The 23718-nt window shown below is 64.8% G+C and carries 30 protein-coding genes; 14 read left to right on the top strand and 16 right to left on the bottom strand.

Annotation, left to right across the window (positions count from 1 at the left end):
- Window positions 1-29: 29 nt before the first annotated feature.
- Genes JQ592_RS12150 through JQ592_RS12160 form a run of 3 tightly spaced genes read right to left on the bottom strand, consistent with a single transcriptional unit; the run spans window position 30 to window position 2796 of the window.
- Window positions 30-1253: an ABC transporter substrate-binding protein gene (locus JQ592_RS12150; RefSeq protein WP_211403091.1), complete on the bottom strand. Its 1224-nt coding sequence runs from the start codon at window positions 1251-1253 to the stop codon at window positions 30-32.
- Between the two features lie 48 nt (window positions 1254-1301).
- Window positions 1302-2048, bottom strand: a complete 747-nt coding sequence (locus tag JQ592_RS12155) for an ABC transporter ATP-binding protein (RefSeq protein ID WP_211403092.1) — start codon at window positions 2046-2048, stop codon at window positions 1302-1304.
- The gene (locus JQ592_RS12160; protein ID WP_008551999.1) at window positions 2041-2796 is read right to left on the bottom strand and encodes an ABC transporter ATP-binding protein; all 756 of its coding nucleotides are present in this window, start codon (window positions 2794-2796) and stop codon (window positions 2041-2043) included. Before JQ592_RS12160 ends, JQ592_RS12155 begins: the two co-directional genes overlap by 8 nt.
- A gap of 342 nt (window positions 2797-3138) precedes the next feature.
- Between JQ592_RS12160 and JQ592_RS12165 the strand changes: the two genes are divergently transcribed.
- A complete protein-coding gene (locus JQ592_RS12165) occupies window positions 3139-3780 on the top strand; it encodes a hypothetical protein (RefSeq protein ID WP_211403093.1) in 642 nt (213 codons plus the stop codon).
- 7 nt (window positions 3781-3787) lie between these two features.
- On the opposite strand, the gene JQ592_RS12170 is transcribed toward JQ592_RS12165, so the two are convergent.
- Window positions 3788-4141, bottom strand: a complete 354-nt coding sequence (locus tag JQ592_RS12170) for an ArsC family reductase (protein WP_211403094.1) — start codon at window positions 4139-4141, stop codon at window positions 3788-3790.
- A gap of 106 nt (window positions 4142-4247) precedes the next feature.
- On the opposite strand from JQ592_RS12170, the gene JQ592_RS12175 reads away from it, so the two are divergent.
- From JQ592_RS12175 to JQ592_RS12185, 3 genes are all read left to right on the top strand, one after another.
- Window positions 4248-4619, top strand: a complete 372-nt coding sequence (locus JQ592_RS12175; protein WP_026312471.1) for a tRNA-binding protein — start codon at window positions 4248-4250, stop codon at window positions 4617-4619.
- A gap of 188 nt (window positions 4620-4807) precedes the next feature.
- A complete protein-coding gene (locus JQ592_RS12180) occupies window positions 4808-5458 on the top strand; it encodes a TetR/AcrR family transcriptional regulator (RefSeq protein ID WP_211403095.1) in 651 nt (216 codons plus the stop codon).
- A complete protein-coding gene (locus tag JQ592_RS12185) occupies window positions 5442-6224 on the top strand; it encodes a sulfite exporter TauE/SafE family protein (protein ID WP_211403096.1) in 783 nt (260 codons plus the stop codon). The genes JQ592_RS12180 and JQ592_RS12185 overlap by 17 nt, the downstream gene beginning before the upstream one ends.
- 2 nt (window positions 6225-6226) lie before the next feature.
- Here JQ592_RS12185 and JQ592_RS12190 read toward each other — a convergent pair whose 3' ends face one another.
- The 8 genes from JQ592_RS12190 to JQ592_RS12225 form a co-directional block, all read right to left on the bottom strand.
- On the bottom strand, window positions 6227-6931 hold the full coding sequence (locus JQ592_RS12190; RefSeq protein WP_211403097.1) for a glutathione S-transferase N-terminal domain-containing protein: 705 nt from the start codon (window positions 6929-6931) through the stop codon (window positions 6227-6229).
- Window positions 6932-7015: 84 nt separating this feature from the next.
- A complete protein-coding gene (locus JQ592_RS12195) occupies window positions 7016-7399 on the bottom strand; it encodes a hypothetical protein (protein ID WP_211403353.1) in 384 nt (127 codons plus the stop codon).
- Between the two features lie 147 nt (window positions 7400-7546).
- Window positions 7547-8206 carry a DUF429 domain-containing protein gene (locus tag JQ592_RS12200; protein ID WP_211403098.1) on the bottom strand — a complete coding sequence of 220 codons (660 nt, stop codon included), beginning with the start codon at window positions 8204-8206 and terminating at the stop codon, window positions 7547-7549.
- A gap of 1 nt (window position 8207) precedes the next feature.
- Window positions 8208-9413, bottom strand: a complete 1206-nt coding sequence (locus JQ592_RS12205) for a serine hydrolase domain-containing protein (RefSeq protein ID WP_211403099.1) — start codon at window positions 9411-9413, stop codon at window positions 8208-8210.
- A 75-nt stretch (window positions 9414-9488) separates the two neighbouring features.
- On the bottom strand, window positions 9489-10181 hold the full coding sequence (locus JQ592_RS12210) for a GNAT family N-acetyltransferase (protein WP_211403100.1): 693 nt from the start codon (window positions 10179-10181) through the stop codon (window positions 9489-9491).
- Between the two features lie 4 nt (window positions 10182-10185).
- Window positions 10186-10533: a Lin0512 family protein gene (locus JQ592_RS12215; RefSeq protein ID WP_018646107.1), complete on the bottom strand. Its 348-nt coding sequence runs from the start codon at window positions 10531-10533 to the stop codon at window positions 10186-10188.
- Between the two features lie 194 nt (window positions 10534-10727).
- Complete coding sequence (locus JQ592_RS12220) at window positions 10728-12392, bottom strand: acetolactate synthase large subunit (RefSeq protein WP_211403101.1); 1665 nt, start codon at window positions 12390-12392, stop codon at window positions 10728-10730.
- Window positions 12393-12529: 137 nt separating this feature from the next.
- Window positions 12530-13423, bottom strand: coding sequence for a LysR family transcriptional regulator (locus JQ592_RS12225; RefSeq protein WP_211403102.1), 894 nt, complete (start codon window positions 13421-13423; stop codon window positions 12530-12532).
- 104 nt (window positions 13424-13527) lie between these two features.
- Here JQ592_RS12225 and JQ592_RS12230 point away from each other — a divergent pair, with 104 nt between their 5' ends.
- Both JQ592_RS12230 and JQ592_RS12235 read left to right on the top strand, forming a co-directional pair.
- A complete protein-coding gene (locus tag JQ592_RS12230; protein ID WP_211403103.1) occupies window positions 13528-14268 on the top strand; it encodes an SDR family oxidoreductase in 741 nt (246 codons plus the stop codon).
- Between the two features lie 23 nt (window positions 14269-14291).
- Window positions 14292-14525, top strand: coding sequence for a tautomerase family protein (locus JQ592_RS12235; protein WP_211403104.1), 234 nt, complete (start codon window positions 14292-14294; stop codon window positions 14523-14525).
- Window positions 14526-14540: 15 nt separating this feature from the next.
- Here the strand turns inward: JQ592_RS12235 and JQ592_RS12240 are convergent, their stop codons facing one another.
- Window positions 14541-15167, bottom strand: coding sequence for a PadR family transcriptional regulator (locus JQ592_RS12240; protein WP_211403105.1), 627 nt, complete (start codon window positions 15165-15167; stop codon window positions 14541-14543).
- A gap of 160 nt (window positions 15168-15327) precedes the next feature.
- Here JQ592_RS12240 and JQ592_RS12245 point away from each other — a divergent pair, with 160 nt between their 5' ends.
- The 4 genes from JQ592_RS12245 to JQ592_RS12260 are packed head-to-tail and all read left to right on the top strand — an operon-like array spanning window position 15328 to window position 18702.
- Complete coding sequence (locus JQ592_RS12245) at window positions 15328-16005, top strand: GntR family transcriptional regulator (RefSeq protein ID WP_246820376.1); 678 nt, start codon at window positions 15328-15330, stop codon at window positions 16003-16005.
- Window positions 16002-17252, top strand: a complete 1251-nt coding sequence (locus JQ592_RS12250; RefSeq protein ID WP_211403107.1) for a dicarboxylate/amino acid:cation symporter — start codon at window positions 16002-16004, stop codon at window positions 17250-17252. The genes JQ592_RS12245 and JQ592_RS12250 overlap by 4 nt, the downstream gene beginning before the upstream one ends.
- The gene (locus JQ592_RS12255) at window positions 17252-18295 is read left to right on the top strand and encodes a low specificity L-threonine aldolase (RefSeq protein ID WP_211403108.1); all 1044 of its coding nucleotides are present in this window, start codon (window positions 17252-17254) and stop codon (window positions 18293-18295) included. Before JQ592_RS12250 ends, JQ592_RS12255 begins: the two co-directional genes overlap by 1 nt.
- A 44-nt stretch (window positions 18296-18339) precedes the next feature.
- Complete coding sequence (locus JQ592_RS12260; protein WP_211403109.1) at window positions 18340-18702, top strand: MmcQ/YjbR family DNA-binding protein; 363 nt, start codon at window positions 18340-18342, stop codon at window positions 18700-18702.
- Between the two features lie 53 nt (window positions 18703-18755).
- Here JQ592_RS12260 and JQ592_RS12265 read toward each other — a convergent pair whose 3' ends face one another.
- Together JQ592_RS12265 and JQ592_RS12270 are read right to left on the bottom strand one after the other, a co-directional pair.
- Complete coding sequence (locus JQ592_RS12265; RefSeq protein ID WP_349630458.1) at window positions 18756-19499, bottom strand: 2-keto-4-pentenoate hydratase; 744 nt, start codon at window positions 19497-19499, stop codon at window positions 18756-18758.
- A gap of 77 nt (window positions 19500-19576) precedes the next feature.
- Window positions 19577-20068 carry a MarR family transcriptional regulator gene (locus JQ592_RS12270; RefSeq protein ID WP_211403110.1) on the bottom strand — a complete coding sequence of 164 codons (492 nt, stop codon included), beginning with the start codon at window positions 20066-20068 and terminating at the stop codon, window positions 19577-19579.
- Between the two features lie 110 nt (window positions 20069-20178).
- Here JQ592_RS12270 and JQ592_RS12275 point away from each other — a divergent pair, with 110 nt between their 5' ends.
- The 3 genes from JQ592_RS12275 to JQ592_RS12285 all read left to right on the top strand — a co-directional run bounded on the left by JQ592_RS12275 (window position 20179) and on the right by JQ592_RS12285 (window position 21993).
- Window positions 20179-20580 carry an Ohr family peroxiredoxin gene (locus JQ592_RS12275; RefSeq protein WP_211403111.1) on the top strand — a complete coding sequence of 134 codons (402 nt, stop codon included), beginning with the start codon at window positions 20179-20181 and terminating at the stop codon, window positions 20578-20580.
- 77 nt (window positions 20581-20657) lie between these two features.
- A complete protein-coding gene (locus tag JQ592_RS12280; RefSeq protein ID WP_211403112.1) occupies window positions 20658-21071 on the top strand; it encodes a cupin domain-containing protein in 414 nt (137 codons plus the stop codon).
- Window positions 21072-21120: 49 nt separating this feature from the next.
- Window positions 21121-21993 (top strand): bifunctional helix-turn-helix transcriptional regulator/GNAT family N-acetyltransferase, encoded by an 873-nt coding sequence (locus JQ592_RS12285; protein WP_211403113.1) that lies wholly within the window; start codon window positions 21121-21123, stop codon window positions 21991-21993.
- On the opposite strand, the gene JQ592_RS12290 is transcribed toward JQ592_RS12285, so the two are convergent.
- Entirely contained in the window at window positions 21990-22715 is a 726-nt protein-coding gene (locus tag JQ592_RS12290; protein ID WP_211403114.1) for an SDR family oxidoreductase, read from the bottom strand. The genes JQ592_RS12285 and JQ592_RS12290 overlap by 4 nt on opposite strands.
- A gap of 104 nt (window positions 22716-22819) precedes the next feature.
- Here JQ592_RS12290 and JQ592_RS12295 point away from each other — a divergent pair, with 104 nt between their 5' ends.
- Window positions 22820-23710 carry a LysR family transcriptional regulator gene (locus JQ592_RS12295; protein WP_211403115.1) on the top strand — a complete coding sequence of 297 codons (891 nt, stop codon included), beginning with the start codon at window positions 22820-22822 and terminating at the stop codon, window positions 23708-23710.
- Window positions 23711-23718 lie beyond the last annotated feature (8 nt).

Below are 23718 nucleotides of genomic sequence, written 5' to 3' on the forward strand. Positions count from 1 at the left end.
CCGTTGCGCGCCGGCCCGCATCGTCACCGTTACTTCTTCACAAGCGGACAGGCGCTCTCGGACAGCGGCCGGAACGCCTGATCCGCAGCCGTCGTGCCGATCAGCTTGTAATAGTCCCAGGGCCCCTTGGATTCCTCGGGCTTCTTGACCTCGAACAGATAGGCGGGATGAAGCTTGCGACCGTCCGCACGGATCGAGCCTTGGCCGAACAGTGGATCATCCGTCGGCATTTCCTTCATCTTGGCGACCACCTTGGCGCCATCGTGCGGATTACCACCCAACGCTTCCAGCGCCTTGAAATAATGGATCAGGCCCGAATAGACGCCGGCCTGCACCATCGACGGCATCGCCTTGTTCTTCATGCGCTCGGAGAAACGCTTGGAGAAGGCCCGGGTGCCGTCGTTCAAATCCCAATAGAAGGTTTCGGTGAAGTTCAGCCCCTGCGCCACCTTCAATCCGAGCGCATGGACGTCGGTGATGAACAGCAGAAGCCCCGCGAGCTTCTGGCCACCTGCGACGATGCCGAATTCCGCCGCCTGCTTGATCGTGTTAGTGGTGTCGCCACCTGCGTTCGCCATGCCGATGATCTTGGCTTTCGAGGCCTGCGCCTGCAGGAGGAATGAGGAGAAGTCCGCGGTATTGAGCGGATGCTTGACGCTCCCGACCACCTTGCCACCTGATTTGACCACTACCGCAGCGGTATCACGCTCGAGCGCGTGACCAAAGGCGTAGTCGGCGGTCAGAAAATACCAGGTGTCGCCGCCAGCCTTCACCAGCGCCTGTCCGGTGCTGTTGGCCAGCATGTAGGTGTCGTAGACCCAGTGGATCGTGTTCGGTGAACATTGCGCGTTGGTCAGATCGGACGTCGCCGCACCGGTGTCGATCAAAATCGCATTCTTTTCCTTGACGACATTGTTCACCGCCAGCGCGACGCCGGAGTTCAGCACGTCCATGAAGACGTCGACCTTCTCGACATCGATCCACTGCCGCGCGACCGCGGTGCCGATGTCGGGCTTGTTCTGATGGTCGGCGGAGATGAGGTCGACCTTCCAACCCTTGGCTGCAAGCCCGGAATCCTCGATTGCCATCTGCGCGGCCAGCGTCGAGCCGGGACCCCCAAGGTCGGCGTAGAGCCCGGAGTTGTCGGTGAGCACACCGATCTTGATGGTCTTGTCCTGCGCCATCGCGCCGCTTGTCGCGGCAAGCGCCAGCGCGGTGCCAAGCAGAAATGAAGCGATTGACCGGGTGTTCATGCGGCTTCCCTCTCTAAAAATTCGATGGTTCTAACTTCTTTGGCCGTCCTAGACGCCGAGATAGGTGTGGAGCTTGTCCATGTTGGCGGCGAGCTCCGAATTGGAAAATCCGTCAATGATCTTGCCGTGCTCGACCACATAGTAGCGGTCGGCGACGGTGGATGCGAAGCGGAAGTTCTGCTCGACCAGGAGGATCGTGAAGCCCTCCTTTTTGAGCCGCGCAATGGTATGACCGATCTGCTGGATGATGACGGGCGCGAGGCCCTCGGTCGGCTCGTCCAGCATCAGGAAGCTTGCGCCGGTGCGCAGGATGCGTGCGATCGCGAGCATCTGCTGCTCGCCGCCGGACAGCTTCGTGCCCTGGCTGTTGAGCCGCTCCTTCAGGTTTGGAAACAGATCGAAGATCTGATCCAGCGGCAGTCCGCCTTCGCGCACCACCGGCGGCAGCATCAGATTCTCGCGGACGTCGAGGCTGGCGAATATCCCCCGCTCTTCCGGGCAGAACGCGATGCCCATCCGCGCGATCTTGTCGGAGGTGGCGCGAATGATCTCCTGGTTGTTGAACTTCACCGAACCGGTACGCTTGCCGATGATGCCCATGATCGACTTCAGCGTGGTGGTCTTGCCGGCGCCGTTGCGCCCGAGCAGGGTGACGACCTCGCCCGCATTCACGTCGAAGTTGATCCCGTGCAGGATGTGGGACTCGCCGTACCATGCTTCCAGGTTGCGAACCTGGAGGATGTTTCCGCCGCTCGCAGTCTTTGCCGGAGCCTCGGCGATCGCAGTGTCAGGCATGACCGGCTCCCAAGTAAGCTTCCTTGACGCGCTCGTCCTTGGTGAGCTCGCTGTAATGACCTTGCGCGAGCACCTGCCCGCGCGTCAGCACGGTGATGATGTCGGAGAGATTGGCCACGACGCTCAGATTATGCTCGACCATCAGGATGGTGTACTTCGCGGAGATGCGCTTGATCAGCGCCGCGATCTTGTCGATGTCCTCGTGGCCCATGCCGGCCATCGGCTCGTCCAGCAGCATCATCTCGGGGTCGAGCGCGAGCGTGGTTGCGATCTCCAATGCGCGCTTGCGCCCATAGGGCATCTCGACCGCGGGCGTATTGGCAAACTCGCTGAGGCCGACATCGTTCAGCAGCTCACGCGCGCGATCGTTGAAACGGTTGAGCACCGACTTCGAGCGCCAGAAATCGAAGGAACTGCCGTGCTGGCGCTGAAGCGCGACGCGGACGTTTTCCAGCGCGGTGAGATGCGGAAATACCGCCGAGATCTGGAACGAACGGACAAGTCCCATGCGGGCCACGTCGGCCGGCGCCATCGCGGTGATATCCTGCCCCTTGTACAGGATCTTGCCGGCAGACGGTTTGAGGAACTTGGTCAGAAGATTGAAACACGTCGTCTTGCCGGCGCCGTTCGGGCCGATCAACGCATGAATGCTCCCACGGCGAACCTTGAGCGCAACGTCGCGGACGGCGAAGAAGCCCGCGAACTCCTTGGTCAAGCCTTCCGTTTCGAGAATGAACTCATCGGCCAAACAGATTTCCCCCTGCCCGCGCAACGCGCGTGGCTGTCCTTGTTGCTTCGGCATTCCGGAGGTCTTGGAGCCCGTCCGGAACGCCGCCTCCCGGCGCGGAATATGCCGGAGGTGACGGGGGTTAGGCAAGGCGGAAAGCTGAGCAGATCAGGCCTCCGGCTGGGATACAAATGCTCCCTTAGTCGGAGACGTTTTGATGTCGTGCCTGCCCGGCCTCCCGGTTCGCAAAAGCACCGGTCATCAAGCCGTCGTTAACGGTCTTTCACCCCGCGCGCCAGCCTTCATAGAAAATTTTCCCGCAAGCGGCATCATGCTGCGGGTATATCTGCCGGGAATATTGTTTTGGATTTCGCAAGCGCCGCTCCCTCCGTCGTCAAGTCGATCAGGCAGCGAGATCTGCTGAACACGTGGCTGCGACTTTATGCGCGCCAGGAGATCGCACCGGCGATCTGGGAGTACCAGCCGGCACGGCTCGAGGAAGAGCTGTCCGATCTCATCTATTATACGGTGGACAATTCGGCTGGCCTCCCGCGTCTCATCATCCAGAGCGAAGGCACGCGCATCTCGCGCGCCTACGGGCACACCGGCAAGGGCGTGCCGCTGGACGAATATATCGGGTCGCGGCTCGTCCCCTTGGTGATGCCCGTCTACCATGGATGCGTCGCGCGCGGGCTTCCGGTCTACAGCGTTGCCGACGTCGTCGACATCTATGGGCGCGTCGTCGCCTATGAGCGCCTGCTGCTGCCGTTCCTGACCGACGGCAAGGTCTGTCACGTCATCGCCTCGCTCAAGACCTTCTGCGAGGACGGCGGCTTCGAGATCAAGAATCTGATGCGCGGAAATGACGCGCTGCCGCGTCCCAAACTGTGCGCCGTGATCGACCGCGATCTCTTTCATCGCGTTCCCGGCCGCATCGCGGCCGCAGACGTCGTCGAGTTCGCCGATCAGCCCGGTGAGGCCACCGAGACCATCGAGCTGAACTAGAGCCGACTTACTTGCTCTTGACTTCCTTGGCATAGATGTCGGGCTTGAAGCCGACCAGCAGCTTGCCGCCGACTTCCAGCACCGGCCGCTTGATCATCGACGGCTGTGCCAGCATCAACGCCAGCGCCTTCTTTTCGGTGAGGCCTTCCTTGTCGGAGTCGGGGAGCTTCTTGAAGGTCGTGCCGGCGCGATTGAGCAGCGTCTCCCAGCCGACCTTGTCGCTCCATTGCTTGAGCTTGTCCTTCTCGACGCCCGCGGCCTTGTAGTCGTGAAACGCGTAAGCCACGCCATGCCCGTCGAGCCAGGTGCGCGCCTTCTTCATGGTGTCACAGTTCTTGATGCCGTAGATGATGTTGGGCAAGACAACTCCTCGCGCATGCGTGATGCTTCGGCAGCGGCCGTTGTACGAAACTCCGCTTCGCGCGACAATATTGCAAACGAAGCCCGCTCTGCAAAACGGACACATTATGCACGTCACCCACGATCCCGCGGCCGCCGCCTCGCCGACCATCGACTTCAACAGCTTCCTCGCCGTCGACATCCGCGTCGGCACCATCGTCGACGCCAAACCGTTTCCGGAGGCGCGCAAGCCGGCCTGGCGTCTCTGGATCGACTTCGGACCCGCGATCGGCGTGCGCAAGAGCTCGGCGCAGATCACCGAGAACCATCCGCTCGAGACGCTGGTGGGACAACAGGTCGCGGCGGTCGTCAATTTTCCGCCGCGCCAGATCGGGCCGGTCGTCTCGGAGGTGTTGACGCTCGGCTTCCCCGATGCCGACGGCAAGGTCGTCCTGGTGCAGCCGAGCAAGCCCGTGCCGAACGGCGGACGGCTGTTCTAGCCGCAGGGCCGAATCCGGCCTCTGCCGGCGGCTGATTCCCTCTTTGCGCAATCGGGACTTGACCGCGACCCCGCCTGGGAATAAAAAAGACTGATCGATCGTTTTTTATTTATGCATCCTTTATTGGAATCAGATCCGGGCGATGGACTAAAACCGATCGATCTGTCAGTTATTTAGGGACTCGGCGGATGCCCAAGATCAGCGACAAGCAGCGCGAAGGGCGGCGGCAGCAGATTCTCGAGGCCGCCCTCGCCTGCTTCGCGGAAGACGGATTTCACCAGACCGGCATGGCCGACATCGTCAAACGATCCGGACTCAGCCACGGCGCGGTCTATCTCTACTTCCAGAGCAAGGACGATCTGATCGAGGCGCTGGCCGACGACCGGCATCGCCGCGAGGCCGTGCTCAACTCGGTCGCGCAGGGATCGGGCGATCCGATTGAAGGGCTCCACGCGCTGGTTCGCGTCTACGCGCAATGGCTCACCGATCCCGCCGGCGAAGCCCGCCGCCGTGTCGGCATCCATGGCTGGGCCGAGGCGCTGCGCAACCGCCGCGTCCGCAGCAGCGTCGTCGAAGGCATCGACATGCCGCGCGCGTTGATCGTGGCGCTGGTCGAGCGTGGCCAGCACGACGGGCTCATCAAGCGCAACCTCGGCGCCGAGGCGATCGCGCGCGTGCTGATCGCGATCTTCCAGGGGTTTGTGCTGCAGAAATGCTGGGGCGAGGACTTTGACGTCGCGGCCTGCATGACGGCCGTCGATGGCGTGATCGATGGCTTGCGTACGCCGAAGGCGGACGTCAAGCGACGAACCAGAACGAACGATGACCTTCATTCATGAACTCCTCGCCGGCGCCGGTGTAGGTCTTGTCGCAGGATTGGCATCGGGCTTCTCGGGCACGAGCCCCGGTGGCGGCCTCGTCATCTTCTCCGTGCTGTTGCTCGGTGCCGAGCAGCACGTCGCCCAGGGCACGTCCCTGATCACGCAGATCCCACCGACAGGGCTTGCCGGCGCGCGCCGCTACTGGCAGAGCGGCAATCGCAGCCCCCTGCCATGGATCGTCTGGATCGGCATCGGATTCCTCATCGGCGGCGCCGGCGGCGGCTATGCAGCGGCCGCGGTTTCCGACGCGGTACTGCAATGGACTTATGTCGTCTATCTCGTCGCGCTGATCGCAGCGTTGCTGCTGCGCCGTGACCGCAAGGACGACGGCAGCAAGGCCGACGGTTCGGCCGAATTGCCGTGGCTTCCCCTATTTCTCATCGGTGCGCTGGCCGGCTTCTCCTCCGGCTTCATGGGGATCGGCGGCGGACTCGCAATCACCGTCGGTCTCGCCGCGGGCCTGCGCGTGCCGCAACATCAGGCGCAACTCGTTAGCCTGATCTTCTCGGTGATCCCGACCAACATTCCGGCCGCCTCGATCTACTGGAGCAAGGGGCTCATGGTCGGCTGGCCGGCCATCATCGGCATTCTGGCCGGCCTGTGGATCGGCACCGATCTCGGCGCACGCGCGGCCAACGGCGTCAGCAAAGCGGTGCTGCGCCGGGCGATGATCGCCCTCGTCTCGCTGATGGCGCTCTACATGACGTACAAAGCGCTGAGCTGATCTTACGGCCGCTTCGGAATATTCAGCCCGCGCTGCACCGCCGGACGCGCAAGTCCCCGCTCGAGCCAGGCACCGACGGACTTGAACTGGCTGAATTCGACGAGATCGCCGGCGCCGTAGAAGCCGATGAGATTACGCACCCAGCCCAGCATGGAGATGTCGGCGATGGTGTAGTCGTCGTCCATGAACCATTGCCGGCCGGCGAGATGCGTTTCCATCACGTCCAGCAGCCGCTTTGACTCGTCGACGTAGCGCTCCAGCGGCCGCTTGTCCTCAAACTCCTTGCCGGCGAATTTGTGAAAGAAGCCGACCTGACCGAACATCGGCCCGACGCCGCCCATCTGGAAATGCAGCCACTGGATGGTCTGGTAGCGCCGTGCGGCGTCTTGCGGCAGCAGCTTGCCGGTCTTCTCCGCGAGGTATTGCAGGATCGCTCCGGATTCGAACAGCGCCAGCGGCCTGCCGCCGGGACCGTTGGGATCGAGCATCGCCGGGATCTTGCCGTTGGGATTGAGCGAGAGGAATTCGACCGTCTTCTGATCGTCCTTGCCGAAATCAACGAGGTGAACTTCGTAGGGAAGTCCGATCTCCTCCAGCATGATCGAGACCTTGACGCCGTTCGGCGTCGGCAACGAATAGAGCTGGAGCAGTTCGGGATGTTTGGCCGGCCAACGTTTGGTGATGGAAAAGACGGACAGATCGGACATCAGGACCTTTGGTGCGTGGACTGAGGCGTGCTCAATCTAGACACGACACCGTACGGCGCAAGTCACGATTCGTCCCAGCTGCACTTACGGCGGCAGCGTTGCCATCGCCACGATCGGGGTCATCGCTTCATGTTGCAGTCGATACTCGATAAACCGCTGACCCGTGACCAACAGCAGGGCCGTAAAGGCAATCGCAAGTATCGCGGTCGCCAATTGGCACACGTCGTACATGGTATTTTGTCCCTCAACAGCCCTTAGGCGTAAACGTCGGCTCAAGCGCCACGTTCCGAGACGACATGGAAATATTGCCATTTTTTCCCGGAAGCCCTGCGAAGCCATCGCGCTGTTCCGGCGGCCCGCGCAGGGACCAATGGCACCTTCGCGCGTTGTCGCTGCATGAACATCGAGAAGCGCGCTTTGCTCGACCACGCTGAACGCTGTCGCCGCGTCGCGAACGATCTCGATCATGACGAAGCCGCGCAGCGGTTGCGAGCGATGGCCGACGAGTACGAAGCGAGAGCAACAAGGCTGCAGGACGAAGGCGTCTCCTCGACTCCGGGGCGCATGAGTCGCTGCCAGCTCGAAGGCACAGGCGATCGGGAGGGCTGATCGGCCTCAAAAGTTGATCTCCATCCGCAGTCCGCGCGGATCGATCTCCTCGCCGCCGACACGCTGCGTACTGTCGCGTGCCGCGACCGCGCAGGCGCAGGCATCGATGAGATCGTCGCGGCCGATGCCGGTGCCGTGACGCAACGTCAACCATTTCGGCAGACGCGTGAAGCCGCGTTGCTCCAGCAGCGCGATGCGCTGTTCGCGACCTTCTGCTGTCGTCTTCTTTGCAAGGCGGACTCGCCCTGCGAGATTCCAGAAGATCAACTCCGGGTGCGCTTCGCCGATCACCGCCTGCCGCGTTGGCGTCATGGCTTCGTCGACCTCTCTCATCTTGTCCCTGATATTCCAGAGCTGCGCCGACACGCCCTTGTCGTCACGCTGCCGGTAGTGCGCATTCGCCGTTGCCATGTCCGGGAACGTCCAGAGATCTCGGCGCGCACCGAGAAAGACGGCGGTGCCGACTAATTTGCGCGCATCCTTGTCGCAGCGACGATAGCCTTCGCTCTTCAATCCGATCGGCATGTCGATCATCGCGCGTGCGTGCGGGATCGCGAGCAGGCGCATCAAGCCCGGTGAATAGTCGAAGCCGTGATCGCCGCGCTCGTCGATCCAGGCTGCGACCCAGCCGAAGCGAAATCCGTCGAGGCCGAGATAGGCTCGCATGTCACGCCGAACGGATTCGCGGTAAGCCCCCGACCGCCTGATAGGCCAGGCGCTTGAACTCGAAGAAGAACGGATTCCAGAAGCCCATATAGCGCTGGGCCATCAACACGCCCGCGGTATTGGCCTGCGGGCAGATCCACCAATGGGTGCCGGCAAGCCCGCCCCACTGGAATTCGCCGGCGGAGTTCGGCGGATCGAACGGCGTCGGCGCGAAGGTCACGGCGCCGCCGAGACCAAAGCCCTTGCCGGGGATCGGACCGAGATTGGCAAAGCGGATGGTCTGGCCCGCAGGCAGCTGGTTGGTCATCATCTGCCGCAGCGTCTCCGGCTTCAGCAGCCCATCCGAGCCGGGCAACAATGCGCGCACCAGCGCGAGCATGTCAGGCAGGGTCGAGACCAGACCTCCGCCGCCCGAGAGCCGCGGGAACGGCCGCCGATAGGCCTGCGGAAAGGGAAGATTGTCCGCGCGCGTCAGGCCCGGCTTCATCGGGTCGAGCACGTCGGCCCCATTGTAGAGCGCGACCAGCCTGCCCTGCTGCGCCTCGGGGACGTAGAAGCCGGTGTCGGTCATGCCGAGAGAATCGAAGATGCGCGCCTTCAGGAAGGCATCGAGCGACTTGCCCGAGACGACCTCCACGATGCGGCCCAGCACATCGGTCGCCACCGAATATTCCCAACCGCTGCCGGGGTGATAGGACAGCGGCAGATCGGCGAGCTTGTCGATCATGTCGGAGAGCGGCGTCAGCGGATTGAGCACGCGCGCCTCGTTGTAGCCTTTGAACAACACCGTGCCGGGATCGAAGATGCCGTAGCTGAGGCCGGAGGTGTGGGTCAGGAGCTGGCGGATCGTGATCGGGCTTTTTGCGGGCTCCACGTCAGCCAGGCTCGTTGCGCCCTGCTTCAAGACCTTGCGATTGCCGAGCTGCGGCAGAAATTTCTCAACGGAATCGTCGAGCCCGACGCGGCCCTCCTCGACCAGCAGCATGATCGCGCAGGTGACGAAGATCTTGGTATTCGAAAACGCACGGAAGATGTGGTCGGGCCGAAGCGCCGCCTTTGCCTCGCGATCGGCGAAGCCGACGCATTGTTGATCGACGACCTGGCGGCCGCGCAGCACCGCCCAGGATACGCCCGGAATGATCTCCTGATCGACATAGCGCTGCATTGCCGTCCGTGCGGCGGAAAAATCTGTCGTTCTGGCGTCCACGTGTTTCCCCCAAATTATGGTTGGGATCGATATAGCGAAAATTTGCGGGAAATGAAGGGCACACCCGAGGTGGGCCTATCCTTCCCTCATGAACGCCGTCACGTACAGCCGACGCCGGATTCGCATGCCCTGCCGCCGGTACAGCGCGATGGCCGATGCGTTGTGGGAAAACACGTGCAGGAACGGGATTTCGCCGCGCGCCTCGATCCGTCGTGCGACCGCCGCGAGCAGCGCCTGCGCATAGCCGCGCCCGCGATAGTCAGGATGCACGCAGACGGCCGTCATCTCGACGAACTTTCCCGGCTTCATCCGCTCGCCCGTCATCGCGACCAGTTCGCCGCCGGCGCGGATGCCGAGAAACGTGCCGAGTTCATGGGTGCGCAGCGCGAATGGACCGGGCTTGGTGAGCTCCGTCAGTGCCATCATGGCGGGCACGTCGGCCGCCCCCAGCGTGACGATCTCGGTGTCGCGTAGCGGACTGTCGGCGGGCGAGCCGATCATCTGCTCGCCTGTCTCGGCGAGCACGACCTTGAACCCGGCGGGCATGTCGACCGGCTCCGGCGTGAACAGCGCTGCGACCTGCGTGCCCGACAGGAGATCGCGAAGCGCGGCAAAGCTTGCCGCGGACATGTCGACCATGTCGGCAAAGGGCGTCATGTCGACGGGATAGCGCAGCGCTTGCGGACCGCCCACAGCCAGGTGCTTCTGGCTCGTCGTCAACGCGCTCCAGATCGGGCGATCCAGCAGCGCCTCATCACTGTCGGACACCGGCCTAGTCCTTGTCGAAGCTGACGATGACGGCGGCATTGGCGATGAGGATGGGGTCGTTGGCGACTTCCGTGGCCGAGGGGATCTCCAGCCCACCCTTGACCGCAGTCACGGTCACGGTGCCGTAAGGCAGCTCCTTGGCAACGGCTTCCTTGTCCACCGCCTCGGGGTTGGGCACGCCGATCGTGACGTCGACGAACATGTCGTTCGCGGTCTTGCCGATCATCCGGAAGAAGCCGAGGCTCGAATGCCTGATGGCATCCGACACCGCGCGCTTGGCCGCCTTGGTGGCGTCCCTGCCGTGAACGTCGACGCCCATGCCCATCTCGGTGACACAACGAACGCGAGTCATTTCATAGTCCTGTGGTTGGTTGGGTGATTGAGAGTGTCGGCGATCGGAGGGCGCGAGACAAGTTGTTATCGTAGGGAGAGCGGAGCGTGGGGGCCTGTAGCCCGCATGAGCGAAGCGACATGCGGGAAGACTTTACCCGGATGTCGCTTCGCTCATCCGGGCTACAAAGCTGGATTGCTTCGCTGCGCTGTCCATCACGCCTTCGATTTCTCGTGCGCGCGCAGCTCGTCGACGAGCACGCGTACGTTCTCCGAATAGTCGATCGGGATCGACACCAAATGCACGCCGCCTTCCTTGAAGGCGGCATCCAGTGTCGGGCCGAAGCTGTCGATGCTCGCGATGCGGTGACCCTTGGCCCCGTACGATTTTGCGTACAGCGCAAAATCCGGATTGCCAAAGGTCATGCCGTAATCGGCAAAGTGATCGACGGCCTGCTTCCAGCGGATCATGCCGTAGGCGTTGTCCTCCAGCACCAGCACGACCAGGTTGAGCTTGAGGCGAACCGCGGTCTCCATCTCCTGGCTGTTCATCATGAAGCCGCCGTCGCCGGCGACTGCGAGCACGCGGCGATCGGGATAGAGCATCGCGGCCATCATCGCCGACGGCAGGCCTGCGCCCATGGTCGCCAGCGCATTGTCGAGCAGCAAGGTGTTGGCGACACGGGTGCGGTAATTCCGCGCGAACCAGATCTTGTACATGCCGTTGTCGAGCGCGACGATGCCGTTCTCCGGGATCACCTGGCGGATGTCGTGCACGATACGCTGCGGCGTCGGCGGCCAGCGCGCCTCGGTGGCACGGTCGGAAATGTGGCTGAGAATTTCTTCGCGCAGCGGCAACAGCGCTGCGGCCTGCGGCAGCTTGCCTTCGAGGCGATCGGCGAGCAGCTCCAGGCTCGGTCCGACATCGCCGACGACCTCGGCGTCCGGGAAATAGACCTGCTCGACGCTGGCCGAGGTGTAGCTGACGTGGATAACCTTCGGCCCCGACGGACCCATGATGAAGGGCGGCTTCTCGATCGGATCGTGACCGATCGCCACGATCAGATCGGCGGCGTCGATGGCATCATGGACATAGTCGCGCTCGGACAGCGCGGCGGTCCCCATATAGAGATTGGTGCCGCCGGGTACGGTGCCCTTGCCCATTTGCGTGGTGAAGAAGGGAATGCCGGTGCGGCGCACGAAGCTTGCGATACCGTGCGTCGAGCGCGGCCGGCTCGTTGCCGCACCCATCATCACCAGCGGGCGCTTTGCGGCCAAAATCACCTCGGCGGCGCGATCGAGCGCGGCGCGATGGGCGACGGGTATCTCGATCGGATGGATCGGGATCACGGGTACAGCCGGCACCTCGTCGCCTGCGATGTCCTCGGGCAATTCGAGATGCACCGGGCCCGGCCGCTCCTCCATCGCGACGCGAAAGGCATCGCGCACCACGGTCGGAATGCTGGAGGCACTGACGATCTGCCGCGACAGTTTTGTCAGCGGCTTCATGGTCGCGACCACGTCCACGATCTGGAAGCGCGCCTGCCGGCTGCTCATGATCGCCTTCTGGCCGGTGATCAGGATCATCGGCATCGCACCGAGATGCGCGTACGCAGCGCCCGTCGACAGGTTGAGCGCGCCGGGACCGAGCGTCGAGAGACAAACACCGGGCTTGCCGGTCAACCGCCCATGTGTCGCCGCCATAAAAGCGGCGGCCTGCTCGTGGCGGGTCAGGACCAGTTCGATCCTGGAGTTGCGCAGCGATTCGACCAGATCGAGGTTTTCTTCGCCGGGTACGCCAAAAATGCGATCGACGCCTTCGTTCTCCAGGGCCGCAACAAACAGGTCCGATCCCTTCACTTTGTGGTCCTGCCCGCTCATGTCGCCTCCCGGTCGTTGTGTGTCCCATGCAGGGAACGGTTGCATCGTAGCCGTCCGTGGCCCCGGCACAACTCACAAAGAGGCGTGCCACGGCTTCAACATTTTTTCCGCAGCGGCACTCTGAATTGCAGCGCCCGCTATAGCTTCGCCTCGGCAAAGATGCCCGATACCCAGTCGAGGAAGACGCGCAGGCGCAGTGCGAGCTGGCGGTTCTGCGGATAGAGCGCCGAGAGCGGCGTCGGCGACGGCGGATAGTCGGCGAGCACCTCGACCAGCCTGCCGCTGGCGAGATCGTCGGCAAAACGATAGCGGGGCGCTTGCACGAGGCCGAAACCGAGCCGGGCGAGATCGGCCATGGTGTCGGAATTGTTCACACGCACCCGGCTCGGCAGCACGATTTGGCGCAACGCGCCGCCGACGGAAAATTCCAGCGGCAGCACATCGCCGGTGCGCGAGGAGACGAAGCCCACCATCTGATGACCCTCGAGCGCATCAGGCGTTGTGGGCATGCCGTGCCTGGCGAGATAGTCCGGGCTCGCCACCGTGATCTCGGCAATGGTGCCGAGCCGGCGCAGGATCATGCCACTGTCCTCGGGCTCGCCCGACCGGATCACGCAGTCGATGCCCTCGCGCACGAGATCGACCAGGCGGTCGCCCTGCCCGATCTGCAAGTCGAGCTCGGGATAGCGCGCCAAAAATTCCGGCAGGTGCGGCAGGATGAAGGTGCGGGTCAGCAAGGGATGCGCATCGATACGGAGCAGACCGCGCGGCCGTGCATCGCGCATCGCAGCTTCAGCTTCCTCGACCTCGGCGAGGATGGCGACGCAGCGGCGGTAATAGTCCTCGCCGTCGAGCGTCGGGGTGACATGACGTGTCGTTCGTTCGAGCAGCCGCGCACCCAGGTGCGCCTCGAGACTGCGCAAGACCTCGCTTGCCGTCGAGCGGGGAATGCCGAGGTCGGCTGCCGCGGCCGTAAAACTCTGCCGTTCGACGAGGCGGACGAACAGGCGCATGGCGTCAAAGCGGTCCATGGCGGATTGTTCACCACAGCCGACAAGTGATGGCAAGTCCTGGACGATTATCCGGCCACAGCGATCAGGTATCCCTTGGCCTGACAGCATCGAGGAGACCCGCCATGACCAATCAATCTCAGCGCGCCGCCATCGTGACCGGTGGTTCCCGTGGCATCGGCGCAGCCATCGCCCGCCGGTTGGCGCAGGACGGGATCGCGGTTGCGATCAACTATGCCAGCGGCCGCGACGCCGCCGAGGCGCTCGTGGCCGAGATCGAGACGGCGGGCGGACGCGCCATCGCCGTGCAGGCCGACCTCGCCGATCCGGCAACGCCTGCGCGGCTGTTCGATGCGACCGAGCGCGCCTTCGGCGGTGTAGACATCCTCGTCAACAATGCCGGCATCATGGAGCTCGGGCCACTCGCGGCGGTGACCGACGAAGCGTTCGCGCGGCAGATCTCAATCAACCTCGACAGCGTGTTCCGGTCGTTGCGCGAAGCGGCGCGGCGGCTGCGCGACGGTGGCCGCATCGTCAGCTTCTCCTCCAGCGTTATCGGTCTCTACCAGCCCGGCTATGGCGTCTACGCCGCGACCAAGGCCGCGGTCGAAGCCATGACGCACATCCTTGCCAAGGAGCTCGGCAGCCGCCGCATCACCGTCAATGCGGTCGCGCCCGGGCCAGTCGAGACCCGGCTGTTCCTCGAGGGTAAGAGCGAGCAGCAGGTGCGTGCCATTGCCGCCATGAACCCGTTCGGTCGTCTTGGCCAGCCCGATGACATCGCCGGCGTCGTCGCCTTCCTCGCCGGCAGCGACAGCGGCTGGATCAACGGCCAGATCATCCGCGCCAATGGCGGCGTGGTCTGACGCCTCACACGGAGAGAACCATCATGCCTTTCGCCAACATCAAGGTCCCCCAAGCTGCGCTGTCGCGCGCGCAGAAAGCGGAGATCGTGCACCGCCTCACCGCGCTGTTCGTCGATTATTTCGGCGAAACGGCGCGGCTGCACACGATGGTGCTGATCGAGGAAGTCGCCGACGGCGGCTATGGCCGCGCCGACGAGGTGTTCATCGTTCCCGAGGCCTGGCGCGCAAGCGATACCGTCACGTCAGCTTCAGGCTGAGCTCGGTGCCGCGTTTCACTTCCCGAGGATTTCCGCGGCTGCGCGATCCAGGATCGCGGCGATGCGGCGCGCCTCGGCGGAGTCGCTGCCGTGCTTACTGCGCAGCGCGCGCTTGAGATTGTGGCGCGCACGGTGCAGCTCATCGGAGGCACCACCGTCGAGATCGCTGACACCGGCGAAGGCTTCGCGCACCTCGTCCATGCGGCGTCCGATCCGCGACAACGCCTGCAGGATCGCATCGGCGGTCGCGCGATTCTCGGCCAGATGCGCCTCGCCCTGCGGCGTGATGCTGTAGAGCTTGCGGCCGCCGTCCTGTTGGACGCTGCTGTGGCCGACCTCTTCGAGATAGGTCAGCGCCGGATAGATCACGCCGGGGCTCGGCGTGTAGAAGCCGTCGGAACGCTCCTCGATGATCTTGATCAGCTCATAGCCGTGCGCCGGGTTTTCGGCGAGCAGCGCCAGGACCACCAGTTGGAGATCCTGCGAGGATAGCCGCCGCGCGCCCGGGAAATCGTCGCCGCCGCGCCCGAAAAAGCCGTGCCCGCCGCGGCCGAAGCGATGCCGCCCGCCGCCGTGCCGGCCCATGGCGAAATGGGCGAAATGCCCGAAATGGAAGTCTTTGTGGTCTCGTCCGTGGTGCATATCGCAAGTCCTTTTGTAAAACATATCTTACGATATAGTTTGCGATAGCCTGAGCGCAAGCCACCAGCCCGTGATTTTGTTTCTGGGTTGGTTTCACCAGCGAAATCAGCCGCCAAGCTTGACATGCCTGTGACATACCGCTGGTATGTCAGTTATGCCCATGACCTCCCTCGAGCGCGATCGCGCCTATTCGCTGCTTCGCGACCTCGTCACCTCCGGCGAGTTCGGGCCCGACGAACCTCTTTCCGAGCGCAGTCTGTCGAGCAGGCTCGCGCTCGGCCGCACCCCGATCCGCGAGGCTCTGAAGGCGCTCGCCAGGGACGGCCTTCTCACCATCCATCCGATGCGCGGCACCTTCGTGCGCCAGATGTCGTTCGACGATCTCCGCGAGATCCACGAGTTGCGGCTCGCGCTCGAAGGCATGGCCGCCTATCTGGCCGCGACGCGCGGGCCGACGGAGCCGCTGCGCCAATGCGCCGAAGAGCTGCGCAGCATTCAGTCGCGCGAGAACCTCGATGTGGAGGAAGCGCAGCACGTCGGCTGGGCCTTCCACGACGAGCTGTTTCGCGCCACCGGCAACGGCCGGCTGGCGCAGTCCTACGACAATCTGCGCGCGCAGAGCGGCCTCGCCCTGCAGAAGATGCGGCAATACAGCGTCGAGCGTACGCGCCAGGCCGTCAGCGAGCATCTCGATATCTACGCGGCCATCGAAGCGCACGACCCCGATACCGCGCAGCAGCGCATGTGGCGGCATCTGTCGTCGGCCTTCGAGGCCCGCCTCACCGCGCTCGGCGCCATCCGCACGCAATATCCGGGACAAGGAGACCATCACGCATGATCCGGCCGCTGCTCAGATTGCCGCTCGTTGTCCAGATGCTGCTCGGCCTGGTGCTGGGTCTTTGCGTCGGCCTGCTCTGGCCGGATGTCGGCGCAAGCCTGCGGCCGATCGGCACCGCCTTCGTCGAGGCTGTGAAGATGATCGTCATTCCCGTGGTGTTTGCGGCGGTCACGCTCGGCCTCTACCGCATGGGCAGCGAGCTGAAGGTCCTGGGCCGCGTCGCCGCGATCAGCCTCGGCTATTTCTACCTCGCCACCGTGATCTCGATCCTGATCGGCCTCCTGCTCAACGCCGCCTTCCATCCGGGCGCCGGCGCGCCGCTGGCCGCAACAGGCAAGGTGCCGCAAAACCTTGCCGTGTCGGTCGACTGGATCAAGTTCTTCATGGACATGATCCCCTCCAACATCGTCGCGGCCATGGCCGAGCAGAAGATTCTGCCGACGCTGGTCTTCGCCATCCTGTTCGGCCTGGCGCTGGCCTCGATCGGCAAGGTCGGCGAGCCCATGGTCGCCGTGCTCGAAGCGGTGATGGCGGCGATGTTCAAGATCACGAAATGGATCACCTCGCTGGCCCCGATCGCGATCTTCGCGGTGATGGCCTGGCTGTTCGCGACGCAAGGGCTCGCCACCGTGGTCGCGCTCGCAAAGCTCGTCGGCGTCATGTATCTCGGTCTTGCGATCATGGTCGCGATCTTCTGGCTGATGCTGCTTGCGATCGGCGAGAAGCCGATTGCCGTCACCAAAGCGGTGATGGAGCCGATGATCCTCGCCTTCTCCACCCGTTCCTCGGAAGTGACACTGCCGCTGCACATGGAGAAGCTGCGTGCGATGGGCGCCTCGGAGCGCATCGTCTCGGTGGTGCTGCCGCTCGGCTATGCCTTCAACCGCGACGGCGCCATCATGTATTTCGCGCTCGCCGTCACCTTCCTCGCGGAGGCCTATGGCGTGACGCTGACCTGGTCGACGCTGTTCACCATCGTGATGGTCACGACCATCGCGAGCAAGGGCAGCGCCAACGTTCCCTCCGGCGGGCTCGTTGCGATTGCCATGGTGCTGTCGGCGATCGGGCTGCCGATCGAGGCGCTGGCAATCATCGCCGGTGTCGACGCATTCCTCGACATGGGCCGCACCGCGATCAATGTGTTCGGCAACACGGTTGCGGTGAAGCTGGTCGAACGGTTCGCCGGCGACCTGGCCGCCGATGAGACGCAGCCGGCGCCGGCCGGCCTGCAAGTGCAGGACGCCTGATGACTGCGCAAGACAGCCGCAGCGACGGTATCGTCGACCTGCGCAGCGACACCGTCACGCTGCCGACCGCGGCGATGCTGGAGCGCATGCAGCGCGCCCCGCTCGGCGACGACGGCCGCGAGGGCGATCCGACGGTCCGCGAGCTCGAGGCGCGCGGCGCCGCCTTGACCGGCAAGGAGGCCACGCTGTTCGTGCCGAGCGGCACGATGGGCAATCTGCTGGCGATGCTCGCCCATGCCGAGCGCGGCGCGGACGTCTTCGCCGATGGCGGTGCGCACCTGCTCAACTCCGAGCTCGGCAGCGTCGTAACGATCGCAGGGCTGGTGGCCAAACCGATACCGGGCCATCGCGGCGCAATGGACGAGACGGCGCTCGCGGACGCGATCCGCTCCTCGGAGCGCCCCGGCCTGATCGCGATGGAGACGACGCATAATGGCGCCGGCGGCGCCGTGCTGGCCCTGGCGCACATGACGCGAATTCACGCGCTCGGGCAGGCACGCGGGATTCCCGTGCATCTGGACGGCGCCCGCCTGTTCAATGCGTCGGTCGCGCTCGGCGTCCCGGCCGCGCACATCGCCGCGCACGCTGACAGCGTGATGGTCTGCCTGTCCAAGGGATTGAGCGCACCGGTCGGCAGCCTGCTATGCGGCTCCAACGATTTCATCACAAGGGCAAGAGCCTTGCGAAAACTCGTCGGCGGCACCATGCGCCAGTCCGGAATCGTCGCGGCCGCGGGCCTCGTCGCGCTGGAGACGATGATCGACCGGCTCTCCGAGGATCATGCGGCCGCGAAACGGCTCGCCGCGGCTTTGAGCTGGCTCGACCCGGCGCTCGCCGATCCCGACCACGTGCAGACCAACATCCTGCGCGTCGACGTCTCCGCAAGCGCGCGCGACGCCGCCGCATGGGCCGAGGGCGTGAAACAGCACGGCATCCTGGTGCAGGCGAGCGGCCCCTCGCAGCTCCGGCTCGTCACCCATCGCCACATTGGCGACAGCGCAGTCGACCGCACCATCGCCGCCTTCGCCGCGCTCGGCCGCTAGCCGGCGGCCTTGCAAGCCGCGTTTGGCGTGCTATCGCTCGCGCCATGACGCCGAAAACCTTCGAAGCACGCTGCCTGCGCCTGCCCGCGGTCACCAAGGTGGTGCAGTGGGAGGGCACCTCCGTGTTCAAGGTCGGCGGCAAGATGTTCGCGCTCGGCGGCGGCTTTGCCGCAGGCTCCGGCGGCTACATGTTCAAGGTCTCGGACATGGCCTATGGGATGCTGATCGAGCACGGCCTGGCGAGGCCGGCACCGTATCTCGCTCGCGCCAAATGGGTGCAGCTCGTCAGCAACAACGCCCTGCCGGATGCCGAGCTCACGGCCTATCTGATGCAGGCGCATGCGATGATTGCGGCAAGGCTGACACGCAAGACACGCAAGGCGCTGGGGCTCGCCTCGCCGGCATGACCATCCCCGCGTGCAGTACACGGACCGCTCGCGGCGACGCCGAACCTTCTTTCTCAGAAGTCGACGGCAACCTCGCCGAACCCCACAAGGCGCGCGCGGGCGCTGCTCCCCGCTTCCGCGAAGACCATGCCTGTGCACGAACCGGTCGTGACGATCTGGCCCGGCAAGAGAGGCACACCCCGGTCCGCACAATGGCGGATGAGCCAGCGCAGCAGACGCCAGATGTCGCCCGCAGGGTTACCTCCAATGGTTCGCCGGCTGATGTCTTCACCGATGGAGAGATGCGCCTCGACGCTCCTCAGATCGATGGAGGCAGGGCTGACTGTCGAGGCTGCTCCGATCAGCAACGCGCCGTGGCTCTGCAAGTCCGCAAGCTGGGACAGGGCGGCGCTGTTCGTCCAATCCTCGAGGCGCGTCTCGACCACCTCGATGGCGGGATAGACGGCGTCGAAGGCGCGTGCCAGCTCGTGATCGGGCAACGCGGCGTCGTCAGCCGCGAGCGCTCGCCCGACCCGGAGCGCGACTTCCACTTCAACACCGCGCAGGCGGAATTCCGGACCGAGCCGCGCGCCGGAGGCAAGCAGGCCGGACGCAGGCAGCGGCGCGCAGACGGGCTCGGCGTCCGGGCCCGAGGCGCCGACCTTCCAGCCGCCGAGCGGACCGATCCGGGCAAGCGTGGCATCCTGGATGGCGTAGGCGCCGGCGCGATCCGAAGGGAGAATGTCACGCCAGGCAACCGCCCGCCCGCTGCTTCGCGCTGCGATCAACCGGTCCGCCGCTTCACTCGCATTGCTCACGATGTCCTCCGTAGCGGGGCCCGGCCTCGGCGACGGACTGCCGCGGCGGAAACTCCCGATGTGTGTGTCTCGATACGTTAGTCGTCGGCCTTGGTCGCACGCAGCAGATTGTCGCGCAATCGGCTCACCGTCTTCTGCACCACAGGAAAATCGTCGCCGAGACCTGTCGCCTCGATCAGGGAGCCGCCGAGATCCTGCTCGATCAGCCTGCGCCCGGCAGGCGTCAGGCTCAGGCGCACCTGCCGCTCGTCGGCGGGATCGCGGTGGCGCTTGATCAGCCCCATCTGCTCGAGCTTCTTCAGGATCGGCGTCAGCGTGTTGGATTCCAGGAACAGCTTCTCGCCGAGCGCGCTGACGGTCTGCTCGTCCTCATCCGACAGCGCCACCAGAGCGATGTACTGGGTGTAGGTGAGCCCGACCTTGTCCAGCAGAGGCTTATAGGCCCGGCCGAAGGCGAGATTGGCCGAATAGATCGCAAAGCAGAGGAAATTCGAGAGTTTTCGGCCTTTGCCGGCAGTTTTGGGGGAACGGGCCACGGGAACCTCCGCAATTCGTGATCGCGGATCCATATAAATCGTATCCGATTAAATCGGAAGAGCTTGACCGCGGCCCGCCCCGGGATTATTTCGACGCGCATCCGATTAGATCGGATACGATCAATAATACAAAGGATACGACCATGACCTCCGCTGCAAAGGTTCTCTTCACTGGCAAGACCCACGTCACCTCGGGCGCCGACGGCGCCGCGCACTCCAGCGACGGCTTCCTGAACGTCAAGCTGGCCCAGCCGCACCCGGCCGCCGAAAACCTGTTCGCCGCTGCCTGGTCGGCCTGCTACCTCGGCGCGCTCGGGCTCGCCGCTGCGCAGCGCAAGGTCAAGTTGCCGAGCGAGCCGTCGGTCGACACCGCGATCGACCTGAACAACGCCGGCGGCGCCTTCTTCCTGCGCGCCCGTCTCGACGTCAGCGTCCCCGGCGTCGATCGCGCGGTCGCGCAGGAACTGATCGAGGCAGCGCACGGCATCTGCCCCTACTCCAAGGCGGTGCACGGCAACATCGAGGTGACCACCACCCTCGTCTGAAGCGCCACGACGCGGACCGGCCGGCATCGGCCGGGCCCGCGCGGCGCGGACAATCTCGTGATCACAAGGAGCCGACTATGAGCCATCGTCATCTGCGAGCCTTGCGCGTGCTGTCGAGCGCGGTCCTGTTCGCGGCAAACCTGTTCACACTGCCGGCTGCGGCGGCGCAGGCCGGCGTCGCGCGCATCGACCTCCAGCGCCACGATCTCAGCGCACCGGGGCGTGAGGCTGTGCAAGTGCGCGTCGACCTCGCTCCCGGCGTGGCATTCGGCCGGCACACCCATCCAGGCGAAGAGATCATCTACGTGCTGTCGGGCGCCATCGAATACGACGTCGAGGGCAAGCCGCCGGTCACGCTGAAGGCCGGCGACGTGCTGTTCATCCCCGCCGGCACGGTGCATGCGGCGAAGAATGTGGGCGTTGAAACTGCGAGCGAGCTTGCGACCTATATCGTCGCCAAGGACAAGCCGCTGCTCACGCTGGCGAAGTGAGGCGGCCGTCCCGGTTGACCCGCGCATGATATCTGACTAAAGTCAGATAATGCTCGACCCCATCTCCCGCGTCCGCCGCTTCAACCGCGCCGTCACCTCTGCCGTCGGAGCACTCGATACGTCCTTCCTGGGACGCGGGCGGCCGCTGGGTGCCGCGCGCGTGCTCAATGCGATCGGGCACGGGTATTCGGACGTCGCCGAGATCCGCGACTATCTCGGACTCGATTCCGGGCTGATGAGCCGGCTGCTTCGCAGCCTCGAGGACGAGGGACTGGTCGAGACCACAGCGCATGCAGACGACGCCCGCCGGCGCGTGGCAAAGCTGACGCGCACGGGCCGGCGCGAATTCGCAGCCTACGAGGCACTCTCGAACACGCAGGCCGATGGCTTTCTCGCGCAGCATTCGCAAGCCGACGCGCTGCTGGCGGCGATGGACCTTGTCGCCTCCGCATTGACGCGGGAGCGCGTTACGCTGGACGAGATCGATCCTCAATCCGAACAGGCGCGCTATTGCCTCGGCGAATACTATGCCGAGCTCGGCCGCCGCTTCAAACAGGGCTTTGACGTCTCGCTGTCGCGCGACCCCGATGCCAAGGACATGCGCCGGCCGCGCGGCACGTTCATCGTCGCGATGTCGGACACGCTGCCGATCGGGTGCGTGGGCTTGAAGGGAACCGATCACGGCTATGCCGAGATCAAGCGACTCTGGGTCGCCCCGGCCGCGCGCGGGCTGCGGCTCGGCCGGCGCCTGATGGACGCGACCGAGGCCGCGGCGCGCGAGCTCGGCGTCGCCCTGTTGCGGCTCGACACTAACAGCGCGCTGCCCGAGGCCGCCCAACTCTACCGCAACACGGGCTGGCGCGAGATTCCGCGCTTCAACGACGATCCCTACCCAGACCTGTTCTTTGAGAAGCGGCTTTAGGTCGTCCGCGTCGGACGCACGACGATCTCGTTGACATCGACATCGTCGGGCTGCTCGATCGCGAAGCGCACGGCCCGCGCGATCGCGTCAGGCTGAAGTGCGATGGCGCGATAGGTCTTCATCGCCTCCGCGGCCACGGGGTCGGTGATGGTATCGGCGAGCTCGCTCTCGACCACGCCGGGATGAATGCAGGTGACGCGGATGTTGTCGTGCTCCTGGCGCAGGCCGTCGGAGATCGCCCGCACCGCATATTTCGTCGCGCAGTAGACCGCCGCCGTCGGCGACACGCTCAAGGCACCGATCGAGGCGATGTTGATGATTTGGCCCGAACCGCGCGCCACCATTTCCGGCAGCACGGCCGCGATGCCGTAGAGCACGCCCTTGATGTTGACGTCGACCATCCGGTCCCACTCCTCGACCTTGAGCGAGGCCATCAGCGACAGCGGCATCACGCCGGCATTGTTGACGATGACGTCGACCCGGCCCCAGACGCCGCGCGCGGCATCCGCAAAAGCCGCAACGCTGGCGCGGTCGGTGACGTCGAGCGGATGGGCGAGCGCCGTTCCACCTCGCCCGTTCAGCTCGGCTGCGAGCTCCTTCAGACGGTCGGCGCGCCGCGCGCCTAACAAGACCTTGGCGCCGGCCGCGGCCAGCTCGCGCGCGAGACTAGAGCCGATGCCGCTGGAGGCGCCGGTGATGAGAATGACTTTGTCGATTGGCATGAGAACCTTCCCGTCGCTTTCGGAGTGACTGCGGGAAGATGGACCGACGCCTTCGCTGTGATAAGACGATGATATCTAACCACGCTAGCAAGCTGCGCTAACCGATGGAAACCGACCTCAACGCCCTCGCCGTCTTTGCGCTGGTCGCCGAAGAGCGGAGTTTTCGTGCCGCGGCGGACCGTCTCGGCGTGACCCGCTCGGCCGTGAGCCAGACCATCCGACGGCTGGAGGAGACGCTCGGCATCGCACTGGTCCAGCGCACGACGCGGAGCGTCAGCCTCACCGAGGCCGGCGAGCGGCTGCATAGGGAGATCGCCCCTGCCATCGCGGACATGCGCGCCGCGCTCGGCAACACCGAGGCGCTGGGCGGCCGGCCGCGCGGGCTATTGCGGCTCGCGGTCTCCTCGATCGCCGAGCATTTCCTCTCGGGTCCGTTTCTTGCCGGCTTTGCCGAAGCCAATCCGGAGGTACAGCTCGACATCACCGTGACCGACGCGGAGTTCGACATCGTCGCGGCCGGCTATGATGCCGGCGTGCGGCTCGGCGAGGTGATCGAGCAGGACATGATCGCGCTGCCGATCGCCGGCGACGAACGCCAGCTCGCGGTCTGCGCGCCGGCCTTTCGCGATCGCTTCGGTGTGCCCTCGCACCCGTCCGAACTCGCATCGTTCCGCTGCATCGGCTGGCGTCCGGGGCCGAACGTCACGCCCTATCGCTGGGAGTTTGCCGAAGGCGGCAAGGAGTTCAGCGTTGCGGTCGCGCCTGAGATCACGACCAACGACATGGCGTTGATGATCAAGCTCGCCGTGGCCGGCGCCGGCATCACCTTCGGCATGGAGGCGAGCTTCCGCGCCGCGATCGCGCGCGGCGAGCTGGTGCCGATCCTGGAGGACTATTGCCCCTTCTTCGCCGGCTTCTATCTCTACTATCCGAGCCGCCGCAACGTCGCGCCAAAACTGCGCGCGCTGATCGAGCATTTGCAGCGGCGCGCGTGAGCCGAAGG

It is taken from the genome of Bradyrhizobium iriomotense, from assembly GCF_018129405.1.
GTDB classification, from domain to species: Bacteria; Pseudomonadota; Alphaproteobacteria; order Rhizobiales; family Xanthobacteraceae; genus Bradyrhizobium; species Bradyrhizobium iriomotense_B.

Coding starts and splice junctions, on each gene's coding strand:
- JQ592_RS12245 (WP_246820376.1), top strand. CDS start 15,328: ATGACCTCCCTCGAGCGCGATCGCGCCTATTCGCTGCTTCGCGACCTC.
- JQ592_RS12250 (WP_211403107.1), top strand. CDS start 16,002: ATGATCCGGCCGCTGCTCAGATTGCCGCTCGTTGTCCAGATGCTGCTC.
- JQ592_RS12185 (WP_211403096.1), top strand. CDS start 5,442: ATGACCTTCATTCATGAACTCCTCGCCGGCGCCGGTGTAGGTCTTGTC.
- JQ592_RS12280 (WP_211403112.1), top strand. CDS start 20,658: ATGAGCCATCGTCATCTGCGAGCCTTGCGCGTGCTGTCGAGCGCGGTC.
- JQ592_RS12150 (WP_211403091.1), bottom strand. CDS start 1,253: ATGAACACCCGGTCAATCGCTTCATTTCTGCTTGGCACCGCGCTGGCG.
- JQ592_RS12155 (WP_211403092.1), bottom strand. CDS start 2,048: ATGCCTGACACTGCGATCGCCGAGGCTCCGGCAAAGACTGCGAGCGGC.
- JQ592_RS12225 (WP_211403102.1), bottom strand. CDS start 13,423: ATGGACCGCTTTGACGCCATGCGCCTGTTCGTCCGCCTCGTCGAACGG.
- JQ592_RS12275 (WP_211403111.1), top strand. CDS start 20,179: ATGACCTCCGCTGCAAAGGTTCTCTTCACTGGCAAGACCCACGTCACC.
- JQ592_RS12175 (WP_026312471.1), top strand. CDS start 4,248: ATGCACGTCACCCACGATCCCGCGGCCGCCGCCTCGCCGACCATCGAC.
- JQ592_RS12195 (WP_211403353.1), bottom strand. CDS start 7,399: ATGATCGAGATCGTTCGCGACGCGGCGACAGCGTTCAGCGTGGTCGAG.
- JQ592_RS12190 (WP_211403097.1), bottom strand. CDS start 6,931: ATGTCCGATCTGTCCGTCTTTTCCATCACCAAACGTTGGCCGGCCAAA.
- JQ592_RS12215 (WP_018646107.1), bottom strand. CDS start 10,533: ATGACTCGCGTTCGTTGTGTCACCGAGATGGGCATGGGCGTCGACGTT.
- JQ592_RS12255 (WP_211403108.1), top strand. CDS start 17,252: ATGACTGCGCAAGACAGCCGCAGCGACGGTATCGTCGACCTGCGCAGC.
- JQ592_RS12290 (WP_211403114.1), bottom strand. CDS start 22,715: ATGCCAATCGACAAAGTCATTCTCATCACCGGCGCCTCCAGCGGCATC.
- JQ592_RS12240 (WP_211403105.1), bottom strand. CDS start 15,167: ATGCACCACGGACGAGACCACAAAGACTTCCATTTCGGGCATTTCGCC.
- JQ592_RS12220 (WP_211403101.1), bottom strand. CDS start 12,392: ATGAGCGGGCAGGACCACAAAGTGAAGGGATCGGACCTGTTTGTTGCG.
- JQ592_RS12260 (WP_211403109.1), top strand. CDS start 18,340: ATGACGCCGAAAACCTTCGAAGCACGCTGCCTGCGCCTGCCCGCGGTC.
- JQ592_RS12200 (WP_211403098.1), bottom strand. CDS start 8,206: ATGCGAGCCTATCTCGGCCTCGACGGATTTCGCTTCGGCTGGGTCGCA.
- JQ592_RS12285 (WP_211403113.1), top strand. CDS start 21,121: ATGCTCGACCCCATCTCCCGCGTCCGCCGCTTCAACCGCGCCGTCACC.
- JQ592_RS12270 (WP_211403110.1), bottom strand. CDS start 20,068: ATGGATCCGCGATCACGAATTGCGGAGGTTCCCGTGGCCCGTTCCCCC.
- JQ592_RS12295 (WP_211403115.1), top strand. CDS start 22,820: ATGGAAACCGACCTCAACGCCCTCGCCGTCTTTGCGCTGGTCGCCGAA.
- JQ592_RS12235 (WP_211403104.1), top strand. CDS start 14,292: ATGCCTTTCGCCAACATCAAGGTCCCCCAAGCTGCGCTGTCGCGCGCG.
- JQ592_RS12180 (WP_211403095.1), top strand. CDS start 4,808: ATGCCCAAGATCAGCGACAAGCAGCGCGAAGGGCGGCGGCAGCAGATT.
- JQ592_RS12230 (WP_211403103.1), top strand. CDS start 13,528: ATGACCAATCAATCTCAGCGCGCCGCCATCGTGACCGGTGGTTCCCGT.